Annotated in this window: 13 protein-coding genes; 11 read left to right on the forward strand and 2 right to left on the reverse strand. The window is 66.7% G+C overall.

The window, feature by feature from the left end:
- Window positions 1–488 precede the first annotated feature (488 nt).
- The 9 genes from rpsH (at window position 489) to map (ending at window position 6,095) form a co-directional block, all read left to right on the forward strand.
- Window positions 489–887, forward strand: a complete 399-nt coding sequence (gene rpsH / locus QE397_RS02355) for a 30S ribosomal protein S8 (RefSeq protein WP_027504667.1) — start codon at window positions 489–491, stop codon at window positions 885–887.
- A gap of 14 nt (window positions 888–901) precedes the next feature.
- Window positions 902–1,441: a 50S ribosomal protein L6 gene (rplF, locus tag QE397_RS02360; RefSeq protein WP_027504668.1), complete on the forward strand. Its 540-nt coding sequence runs from the start codon at window positions 902–904 to the stop codon at window positions 1,439–1,441.
- The gene (gene rplR, locus QE397_RS02365; protein WP_037184745.1) at window positions 1,441–1,863 is read left to right on the forward strand and encodes a 50S ribosomal protein L18; all 423 of its coding nucleotides are present in this window, start codon (window positions 1,441–1,443) and stop codon (window positions 1,861–1,863) included. The genes rplF and rplR overlap by 1 nt, the downstream gene beginning before the upstream one ends.
- Window positions 1,864–1,909: 46 nt before the next feature.
- On the forward strand, window positions 1,910–2,581 hold the full coding sequence (gene rpsE / locus QE397_RS02370) for a 30S ribosomal protein S5 (protein WP_027504670.1): 672 nt from the start codon (window positions 1,910–1,912) through the stop codon (window positions 2,579–2,581).
- Window positions 2,574–2,759 carry a 50S ribosomal protein L30 gene (gene rpmD / locus QE397_RS02375; protein ID WP_027504671.1) on the forward strand — a complete coding sequence of 62 codons (186 nt, stop codon included), beginning with the start codon at window positions 2,574–2,576 and terminating at the stop codon, window positions 2,757–2,759. Before rpsE ends, rpmD begins: the two co-directional genes overlap by 8 nt.
- On the forward strand, window positions 2,756–3,199 hold the full coding sequence (rplO, locus tag QE397_RS02380; RefSeq protein WP_027504672.1) for a 50S ribosomal protein L15: 444 nt from the start codon (window positions 2,756–2,758) through the stop codon (window positions 3,197–3,199). The genes rpmD and rplO overlap by 4 nt, the downstream gene beginning before the upstream one ends.
- A gap of 221 nt (window positions 3,200–3,420) precedes the next feature.
- On the forward strand, window positions 3,421–4,743 hold the full coding sequence (gene secY / locus QE397_RS02385; RefSeq protein ID WP_027504673.1) for a preprotein translocase subunit SecY: 1,323 nt from the start codon (window positions 3,421–3,423) through the stop codon (window positions 4,741–4,743).
- On the forward strand, window positions 4,740–5,297 hold the full coding sequence (locus QE397_RS02390; RefSeq protein ID WP_204868926.1) for an adenylate kinase: 558 nt from the start codon (window positions 4,740–4,742) through the stop codon (window positions 5,295–5,297). The genes secY and QE397_RS02390 overlap by 4 nt, the downstream gene beginning before the upstream one ends.
- A 3-nt stretch (window positions 5,298–5,300) precedes the next feature.
- Window positions 5,301–6,095: a type I methionyl aminopeptidase gene (gene map, locus QE397_RS02395; RefSeq protein ID WP_307091425.1), complete on the forward strand. Its 795-nt coding sequence runs from the start codon at window positions 5,301–5,303 to the stop codon at window positions 6,093–6,095.
- Between the two features lie 28 nt (window positions 6,096–6,123).
- On the opposite strand, the gene QE397_RS02400 is transcribed toward map, so the two are convergent.
- Together QE397_RS02400 and QE397_RS02405 are read right to left on the reverse strand one after the other, a co-directional pair.
- A complete protein-coding gene (locus QE397_RS02400; RefSeq protein ID WP_222631663.1) occupies window positions 6,124–7,143 on the reverse strand; it encodes a glutathione S-transferase family protein in 1,020 nt (339 codons plus the stop codon).
- A gap of 9 nt (window positions 7,144–7,152) precedes the next feature.
- Complete coding sequence (locus QE397_RS02405) at window positions 7,153–7,869, reverse strand: GNAT family N-acetyltransferase (RefSeq protein WP_056441865.1); 717 nt, start codon at window positions 7,867–7,869, stop codon at window positions 7,153–7,155.
- 82 nt (window positions 7,870–7,951) lie between these two features.
- On the opposite strand from QE397_RS02405, the gene QE397_RS02410 reads away from it, so the two are divergent.
- Both QE397_RS02410 and QE397_RS02415 read left to right on the forward strand, forming a co-directional pair.
- Window positions 7,952–8,542, forward strand: coding sequence for a PadR family transcriptional regulator (locus QE397_RS02410; RefSeq protein WP_056441868.1), 591 nt, complete (start codon window positions 7,952–7,954; stop codon window positions 8,540–8,542).
- On the forward strand, window positions 8,539–10,062 hold the full coding sequence (locus QE397_RS02415; protein WP_307091428.1) for an MFS transporter: 1,524 nt from the start codon (window positions 8,539–8,541) through the stop codon (window positions 10,060–10,062). Before QE397_RS02410 ends, QE397_RS02415 begins: the two co-directional genes overlap by 4 nt.
- Window positions 10,063–10,068: the final 6 nt, after the last annotated feature.

The following is a 10,068-nucleotide window of genomic DNA, read 5'->3' on the forward strand; positions in this document are numbered from 1 at the left end:
GTTCGCCCATCGCAACCTGTGTGCACACCCCCTGCGGCACTGGCGAGTGCCACACCGGCACCTCACGCCGCACCCGGCCGACACCACCGCCGCGCACTCGTTCCGTGATGCGCACACCCCTTGCCGCAGGCTGCAGAGGGTGTCCGCCCACCGGAACCGGTGTGCGCACCCCTGCAGTACCGGCACCACCCGCCCTACCTGCACCGATTTGGTCCCCGCAGGTCACTCCCTTACACTTGACCGGTTGCCCGGGTACCGTCATGCCTGCATACGACCCGAGCTACTCAGGTTTCTTGCCATGATGCTCGAAACACCCGCCAGTGCTCACGTCTGCACTGGTAGGAGCGCAACCCCTGACCGGCAACAGTCGGTCAGGACAGAACACTTCGCTGTAGGCCCACGACGGGACGAGTCAGGCCCTGCTACCAGGGCACCAGCTCGCACGTGCTGCATGGGAACCGCTGCGAGAAAGGGCCATGAACTCTGTCATGACCATGACCGACCCGATCGCAGACTTCTTGACGCGTCTGCGCAACGCCAATTCGGCGTACCACGATCAGGTGAAGCTGCCTCACTCGAAGATCAAGGCGAACATCGCCGAGATCCTCAAGCGTGAGGGCTACATCTCCGAGTACCGCACCGAGGACGCCGAGGTGGGCAAGACCCTCATCGTCGACCTCAAGTACGGCCCCAGCCGCGAGCGCAGCCTCGCCGGTGTGCGTCGGGTGTCCAAGCCCGGACTGCGTGTGTACGCAAAATCCACCAATCTGCCCAAGGTGCTCGGCGGCCTCGGCGTGGCGATCATCTCCACGTCCACCGGCCTGCTGACCGATCGCCAGGCGGCCAATCAGGGCGTCGGCGGCGAAGTCCTCGCGTACGTCTGGTAAGGGAGGCCACCACTATGTCGCGTATCGGAAAGCTTCCTGTGACAGTTCCCGCCGGAGTCGATGTCACCATCGCCGGCCAGGATGTCACCGTCAAGGGACCCAAGGGCACCTTGAGTCTCACCATCGCCGAGCCGATCACCATCGCCAAGAACGATGACGGATCCCTCTCGGTCAACCGGCCGGACGACGAGCGTCGTAGCCGCTCGCTCCACGGCCTCTCGCGCACTCTCGTCGCGAACCTCATCACGGGTGTGACCACCGGTTACACCACGAAGATGGAGATTCACGGCGTCGGCTACCGCGTGGCACTGAAGGGCAGCGACCTCGAGTTCGCTCTCGGCTACAGCCACCCGGTGCCGATCACGGCGCCCGACGGCATCACCTTCGCGGTCGAGACGCCCACCCGATTCTCGGTCTCGGGTATCGACAAGCAGAAGGTCGGCCAGATCTCTGCCAACATCCGTCGTCTCCGTCGTCCCGACCCGTACAAGGGCAAGGGCGTTCGGTACGAGGGTGAGCAGATCCGCCGCAAGGTCGGAAAGACAGGTAAGTGATGAGCAACTCCGCAGCAACGAAGGGTTCCGACGCGAACCCGAAGCGCATCCCGCTGGGCAAGGACGCCTCCACGCGTCGTCGCCTGTCCAAGACGCGCCGCCACTTCCGTCTTCGCAAGAAGGTCTCCGGAACCGCCGAGCGTCCCCGTCTGGTCGTCAACCGTTCCTCGCGTCACCTGCACGCACAGCTGATCGACGATCTGACCGGCCGCACTCTCGCGTCCGCGTCCAGCATCGAGGCCGATGTGCGCGCGACCGAGGGCGACAAGAAGGCCCGTGGCGCGAAGGTCGGCGCTCTCATCGCCGAGCGTGCCAAGGCGGCCGGCATCGAGGCAGTGGTCTTCGACCGCGGTGGCCACGGTTACGCCGGACGCATCGCGGCACTCGCCGATGCAGCTCGCGAAGGCGGGCTGACGTTCTGATGACCAACGCAGCGAAGATTCAGCTCACCAACGGAAGGACAGCCTGATGCCGGGACGTCAACGGCGTGACGGCGGCAGCGGACCCGCCGGAGCCAACGCAGGACCCAATGCAGGCGGAGGTGACAACCGCGGCGGAGACAACCGTGGAGGTCGCGACCGTCGCGACTCGCGGGGCGGCAACGCTCCCGAGAAGAACAACCTCGAGCGCGTCGTCGCGATCAACCGCGTCTCCAAGGTCGTGAAGGGTGGTCGTCGCTTCAGCTTCACCGCCCTCGTGATCGTCGGAGACGGCAACGGTCTGGTCGGCGTCGGCTACGGCAAGGCCAAGGAAGTTCCGGCCGCCATTCAGAAGGGTGTCGAGGAGGCTCGCAAGAGCTTCTTCCGCGTCCCGCTGATCGGTAGCACGATCACGCACCCCGTCCAGGGTGAGGCTGCGGCCGGTGTGGTCATGCTGCGCCCGGCAAGCCCCGGTACCGGTGTCATCGCCGGTGGCGCGGTGCGTGCCGTGCTCGAGTGTGCAGGTGTCCACGACATCCTCGCGAAGTCGCTGGGTAGCGACAACGCGATCAACGTCGTGCACGCCACCGTTGCGGCTCTCAAGAGCCTGCAGCGTCCGGAAGAGGTCGCGGCTCGTCGTGGTCTGCCGATCGAGGACGTCGCTCCCGCCGGCATGCTGCGCGCTCGCGCCCAGGCAGCAGCAGGAGCAGCTCATGGCTGACCTCAGAGTGACCCAGATCAAGAGCACCATCGGTCAGAAGAAGAACCAGCGTGACAGCATTCGCACGCTGGGCCTCAAGAAGATCCGCCAGTCGGTGATTCGCGAGGACACCCCGCAGACCCGCGGGCTGATCAACGTGGTGCGTCACCTCGTCGTCGTTGAGGAGGTCACCAAGTGACCATCAAATTGCATCATCTTCGCCCCGCACCGGGTTCGAAAAGCGCGAAGATCCGCGTCGGTCGCGGTGAAGGCGGAAAGCGCGGCAAGACCGCAGGTCGTGGCACCAAGGGCACGGGCGCTCGTAAGAACGTCCCGGCCGGCTTCGAGGGTGGCCAGATGCCGATCCACATGCGGCTGCCGAAGCTCAAGGGCTTCACCAACCGCAACCGGGTCGAGTACCAGGTCGTGAACCTGGTCGACATCGAGCGACTGTTCCCCGAGGGTGGCGAGATCTCCAAGGACGATCTGGTCGCCAAGGGTGCGGTGCGCAAGAACCGTCTCGTCAAGATCCTGGGCGACGGCGACCTGTCGGTGAAGGTGTCCATCACCGCCGACAAGTTCACCGGCAGTGCCAAGGAAAAGATCAACGCAGCCGGCGGATCCGTCACCGAGTTGTGAGTTCGGCGGCCCGCTCACTCGACGAGTGAGCGGGCCTCCGGCAGTACGGACCGATGGCCGTGGTACGACTCTCGTGCTGCGGCCATCGGCCGTTCGGTGCCACGGTGAGTGGGTTGTCCGGCTCGGCCCGGGCTGCGCACTCCGCGGCGCTGTTAGAGTTCGACGGGGTGCCAGTGCGCCCCGACCATCTCCCTCGTTAGTCACCCCGTCCAGGAGGATCGTTGCTTTCCGCCTTTGTGTCGGCCCTCAGGACACCTGACCTGAGACGGAAGATCCTCTTCACTCTCGGCCTCATCGCTCTGTACCGCTTCGGCGCGACGCTGCCGTCGCCCGGTGTCGACTACGGCAACGTCCGTCAGTGCATCGACCAGGTGTCGGGTGGCGACTCCGCCGGCATCTACTCGCTGATCAACCTGTTCTCGGGCGGCGCTCTGCTGCAGCTGTCCGTGTTCGCGATCGGCATCATGCCCTTCATCACCGCGAGCATCATCGTCCAGCTCCTCACCGTGGTCATCCCGCGGTTCGAGGAACTCCGCAAGGAGGGCCAGGCCGGCCAGGCGAAGATGACGCAGTACACGCGCTATCTCTCCATCGCGCTGGCGATCCTGCAGGCCACGGGTCTCGTTGCGCTCGCCTCGCGCGGGCAGCTGCTCCAGGGCTGCAACCTCGACATCATCGCGGACTCGTCCATCTTCGGACTGGTCACCATCGTGCTGGTGATGACCGCGGGTGCTGCCCTGGTCATGTGGTTCGGCGAGCTCATCACCGAGCGCGGCGTCGGCAACGGCATGTCGCTGCTCATCTTCGCCGGCATCGCCTCGCGCATCCCGTCCGAGGGCAAGTCGATTCTCGACAGCCGCGGCGGCATCGTCTTCGCGCTCGTCTGCCTCGCCGCTCTCGCCATCATCATCGGCGTCGTCTTCGTCGAGCAGGGCCAGCGCCGCATCCCGGTGCAGTACGCCAAGCGCATGGTCGGCCGCCGCATGTACGGCGGTTCGTCCACCTACCTGCCGCTGAAGGTCAACCAGGCCGGTGTCATCCCGGTGATCTTCGCGTCGTCGCTGCTGTACCTCCCCAATCTCATCGCCCAGCTGACCAATGCCAGCACGGCGGCGGATCCGAGTTGGTGGCAACGCGCCATCAACACGTATCTGGTGAACCCGGCGAACCCGGTGTACATCGCGATCTACTTCGGCCTCATCGTCTTCTTCACCTACTTCTACGTCGCCATCACGTTCAACCCCGAGGAACGTGCCGACGAGATGAAGAAGTACGGCGGATTCATCCCGGGCATCAGGCCGGGACGTCCGACGGCCGACTACCTCAATTTCGTTCTCAGTCGCATCACGCTGCCCGGTGCCATCTACCTCGGCACCATCGCTGTGCTTCCCAACCTGTTCCTCGACATCGGTAACTCCGGTGGCGCCCAGAACCTGCCCTTCGGCGGAACCGCGGTGCTCATCATGGTGAGCGTGGGACTCGACACGGTGAAGCAGATCGAAAGCCAGCTGATGCAGCGCAACTACGAAGGGTTCCTCAAGTGAGACTCGTCCTCCTCGGTCCTCCCGGAGCAGGCAAAGGTACGCAGGCGACGCTGCTGTCGGAGAAGCTGGGAATTCCCCACGTCTCGACGGGCGATCTCTTCCGCGCGAACATCGGCCAGAAGACGCCCCTGGGCATCGAGGCCAAGAAGTACCTCGACGCGGGCGACCTGGTCCCGAGTGCGCTGACCGTGGACATGGTGCGCGACCGTCTGGCCGAGCCCGACGCCACCAACGGCTTCATCCTCGACGGCTTCCCGCGATCGACCGATCAGGCCGACTCACTCGCCTCCATCCTCGAGGACGCGGGCACGACGCTCGACGCCGTCGTCTCCTTCGTCATCGACGAGGACGTCGTGGTCGAGCGCATGCTCGCCCGTGGGCGCGAGGACGACAAGGAGAGCGTCATCCGGAATCGGATGAAGGTCTACCGCGACGAGACGGCTCCGCTGCTCGAGTACTACAAGGGCCACGGTCGCCTCGTGACGGTCGACGCCGTCGGCGAGGTCGAGGACGTCAACAAGAAGGTCATCGACGCGATCCAGGGCGACGACTGACCCATGGCTTTCGGACGTAAGCGCAAGGTGGTCCCGTTCCGCAGCGCCGGTGAGCTCGACGCCATGGCTGCGGCCGGGGCAGTCGTGGGCGCCGCCCTCGTCGCAGTGCGCGACGCGGCGAAGCCCGGCGTGTCCACGCTCGAACTCGACGCCGTCGCCGAGTCGGTTATTCGCGCCGCCGGCGCGGTGCCGTCGTTCCTCGGGTACCACGGCTTCACGGGCAGCATCTGCAGCTCGATCAACGATCGCGTCGTGCACGGCATCCCGAACTCGTCCGACGTGCTCGCCGAGGGCGACCTCGTCTCGATCGACTGCGGCGCCATTCTCGACGGCTGGCACGGCGACTCCGCCTGGACGTTCGGTGTCGGTGCCGTCATCGAGGCCGACGAGCAGCTGAGCGAGGCCACTCGGTTGTCCATGGAGGCCGGTATCGCCGCGATGCTCCCGGGCAACCGCCTGACAGACGTCTCGCACGCCATCGAGCAGGGCACGCTGGCCGCCTCGGCGGCGCACGGACGTACCTACGGCATCGTCGACGGCTACGGCGGCCACGGCATCGGCCGCGAGATGCACATGGAGCCGTTCCTCGCCAACGAGGGTGCGCCGGGCAAGGGCCCCGAGCTGGTGGTGGGGTCGACGCTCGCCATCGAGCCGATGCTGACACTGGGCACCCACGAGACCCGCGTGTTGGACGACGACTGGACCGTGGTCACCACGGACGGATCGCGATCCGCGCACTGGGAGCACACGGTCGCCGTCACCGAGGACGGGCCGAGGATTCTCACTCTGCGTCCCTGACGCAGATCCTTCCGACCCGTCCGGGTCGTCAGGCCCAGTGCTCGGCCGGAACCTGCTCCGACTCCTTCGGCGGCGGCGGGGGAGTGCCGTCTCCGAACGGCCTGCCGCCCAACGCTTCCCGGCCGTGTGGGCTCAACCAGCTCGACAGGTCCGGCCCCTTGGGCACGATGCCGGTCGGGTTGATGTCGGTGTGCACCTCGTAGTAGTGCGACTTGATGTGCACGAAGTCCGTGGTGTCGCCGAATCCCGGTGTCTGGAACAGGTCTCGGGCGTAGGCCCACAGCACCGGCATCTCGGAGAGCTTGCTCCGGTTGCACTTGAAGTGGCCGTGGTAGACGGGATCGAACCGCGCCAGCGTCGTGAACAGGCGGACGTCGGCTTCGGTGATGGTGTCGCCCACCAGGAATCGCTGGTTCTCGAGGCGGTCGCTCAGCCAGTCCAGTCTCGCGAAGAGAGCGTCGTACGCCTTCTCGTACGCGCTCTGGGAGCCGGCGAAACCGCACTTGTAGACGCCGTTGTTGACGTCGTGGAAGATCAGTTCCGCCACCTCGTCGATCTCGCCGCGCAACGCTTCCGGGTAGAGGTCGGGTGCGCCCTCACGGTGGTACCGCGTCCACTCCGTCGAGAAGTCGAGCGTCATCTGCGGGTAGTCGTTGGTGACCACCTCGCCCGTCGACACCTCCACCATGGCGGGCACGGTGATCCCGCGTGGGTAGTCGGGGAAGCGCGCGAGAAACGCGTCCTGCAGACGTGGGATCTTCAGCACCGGGTCGAGGCCGTCGGGATCGAGATCGAAGGTCCAGCTCCGCTTGTCGTGGGTCGGTCCGCACACTCCCATCGAGATGGCGTCCTCGAGACCCAGGAGCCGACGCACGATGATGGCGCGGTTGGCCCACGGGCAGGCGCGGGCCACGACGAGGCGGTAACGACCGGCCTCCACCGGGTAGCGCGACGACGGATCGTCGGTGATGCGGTCCTCGATGTAGTTCGTGTCGCGGTCGAAGCCGCCCTTCTCCACGTAGGACGGGGTACCGCTGTCGGTGCTCATGGTCGTAACTTACCCGGGGTCGGTCAATTCCATCCCGATGTGCACTCCCAGTTCGGTGAAGCCGAGCGAGAGGCCGAACAGCCGGGCGGTCGCGTTGTCCATCGGCACCGACCACTGCGGCACGAGTCCCGCGTCGATGGCCTCGTTCGTGGCCAGCCGTGCGGCGGTCGAGCCGTACCCCCGCCGGCGTCGTGACGGCACGGTGACCGCGACGGTGTCGGCGAGGAAGCCACGCCACTCGACGTACCCGGCTGCGGCCGCGGGGAGAGCGTCGTCCTCACCGTCGGCGTCGTCGAACACCGTGAACCACGAGTCGACGCCGACCGCGCGGATCCCGGTGGCGTCGTCGGGAGGCACCAGTGCGAGGACGCGGTCCACATCGTGCCCGTCGTGGGAGATCAGAGGGTGTTCGACGCGCACGTCGTCGCGACTGTCGTCGAGGAAGGCGAGGACCCGTGGTCCACCGCAACGACCCCGGCGCTGTCCCGCGAGCTCGGCGAGACCGTCCCGCGTCGCGAGCACGTCGTTGCCCAGTGCCTCGGCGCGGTCGAGGATGTCGCCGGGTCCGACCAGGACCGCGTGGCCGTCCAGGACGACGAACGTGAGGCGGGTCGCGTCGTCGTCGACCACGTGCAACCGCTCCGCGTCGTCGAGCGAGGCGTCGTCGGGAAGACCCAGTTCTCGCGCCCAGGCGAGACGGACGATGTCGATCTGGTGGGAGTTCATCGCCGTCCACGCTAGCGCCGCTTGTGGCGACCATGCTCGGCGCCGTATATTCCAAGCGGAATAGACGGGCGAGGGGATCGACATGGAACGCGTGACACCGCTGGCCATCGCCGTGCTCGCGTGCCTGTTCGAGCGGCCGATGCACCCGTACGAGATGTATCAGCTCCTACTCGAGCGCAAGGACGACCGACTGCTCAAGGTACGTCCGGGGTCGCTCTACCACGCGGTCGACCGCCTGGCGGAGCGTGAGCTGATCGTGGCGGTCGGCACCGAACGGGAAGGTAATCGGCCCGAGCGCACCACCTACTCGGTGACCGACTCGGGTCGGGCGGCTCTGTCGGACACCCTGCGTACTCTCCTGGCGGAACCCACGCCCGAGTACTCGCAGTTCACCCTCGCCTTGTCCGAGTCGCACAACCTCCCCGGGCCGGAGGTCGCGACACTCGTCCGTACCCGTATCGCTCTGCTGGAGAAGGATCTCGACGAGATGCGCGTCATCGATGCGATGGCCGTCGATCGCCACGTTCCCCGGCTCTTCTCCGTGGGCCTCGACTACACCCTCGCCCTGCGCGAGGCCGAACTCACCTGGCTCCGGGCCTTCGTCGACGACATCGACTCCGGACGTCTCCCCTGGCTGGACAGCATTCTCACCGAACGACAGGACCACCGATGACCAGCACCACCAGCCCGGCCGTGAAGGAGGCGTCCCCCTGGATCGCGCTCTGGACCCTGTGCCTCGGCTTCTTCATGATTCTCGTGGACACCACCATCGTCGCCGTCGCGCAGCCGGCGATCCTCGAGGGTCTGCAGACCGACATCTCGAACGTCATCTGGGTGACCAGTGCGTACCTGCTCGCGTACGCGGTACCGCTCCTCGTGACCGGCCGTCTGGGCGACCGGTTCGGGCCGAAGAACCTCTACATCGGCGGGCTCGTCGTCTTCACTCTCGCCTCGCTGTGGTGTGGCGTGTCGGGGTCGATCGAGATGCTCATCGCTGCGCGCGCCGTGCAGGGCCTGGGCGCCGCGATGATCACGCCGCAGACCATGGCCGTCATCACCCGCATCTTCCCCAAGGACAAGCGCGGTGCCGCGATGGGCGCCTGGGGCGCGGTCGCCGGCGTCGCGACCCTGGTGGGTCCGCTGCTCGGTGGCGTGCTGGTCGACGCGTTCGGGTGGGAGTGGATCTTCTTCATCAACCTCCCCGTCGGTGTCGTCGCCATCGCACTGGCCGTCAAGTTCGTGCCGACGCTCCCCACCAACGACCATAAGTTCGACATCCCCGGCGTCGTGCTGTCCGCCGCCGGCCTGTTCTTCATCGTCTTCGGTCTGCAGGAGGGTCAGAAGTACGACTGGAACGGGTGGATCTGGACCTCCATCGCCGTCGGCGTGGTCGTCTTCGCCGCGTTCATCGTGTGGCAGTCGCGCAACCGCAACGAGCCTCTGGTGCCGCTCGGGTTGTTCCGCGACCGGAACTTCTCGCTCAGCAACATCGGCATCGCGGCCATGGGCTTCGCGATGACGGGCATGATGCTGCCGATCATGTTCTACGCGCAGAGCGTCACCGGACTGACGCCCACGCGTTCGGCCCTGCTGTTCGTGCCCATGGCGGTGCTCACCGGCGTGCTCGCGCCGAACGTCGGCCGTCTGGTGGACCGCGTGCACCCGCGCTACATCGCCGGTACCGGCCTGACCCTGCTCACCGTCGCCCTCGTCTGGCTCGCGATGGAGATGACACCGACCACGGCGATCGTCCGGCTCCTCATGCCCATCGCACTGATGGGTGTGGCCAACGCGCTCATCTGGTCTCCGCTCGGTGCCACGGCCACCCGCAACCTGCCGATGTCGCAGGCCGGCGCGGGCAGCGGCGTCTACAACACCACCCGCATGACCGGGTCTGTGCTGGGCAGCGCGGGTATCGGCGTGCTGATGCAGTCCCGCATCTCTGCCGAGGTGCCGTTCGCCGGTGCGGCCGGCGCGTCGGGCGAGCTGTCCACGGGCCGGGTGCCGGCACAGGTGGCGGAACCGTTCGCCACCGCGCTCGCCCAGTCGCTGTACCTCCCGGCCGCGGTCCTGCTGGTCGGAGCGATCGCGACGCTCTTCTACGCGCGCCCCAACTTCGGTGGGCACGGGGCTGCGGTTCCGGATCCGTCGGTCGAGGCGAGTGTTCCGGCCGGGACGACGCCCGTCCGTTAGGCGGGC

Source organism: Rhodococcus sp. SORGH_AS_0301, assembly GCF_030818285.1.
Lineage (GTDB): Bacteria > Actinomycetota > Actinomycetes > Mycobacteriales > Mycobacteriaceae > Rhodococcoides.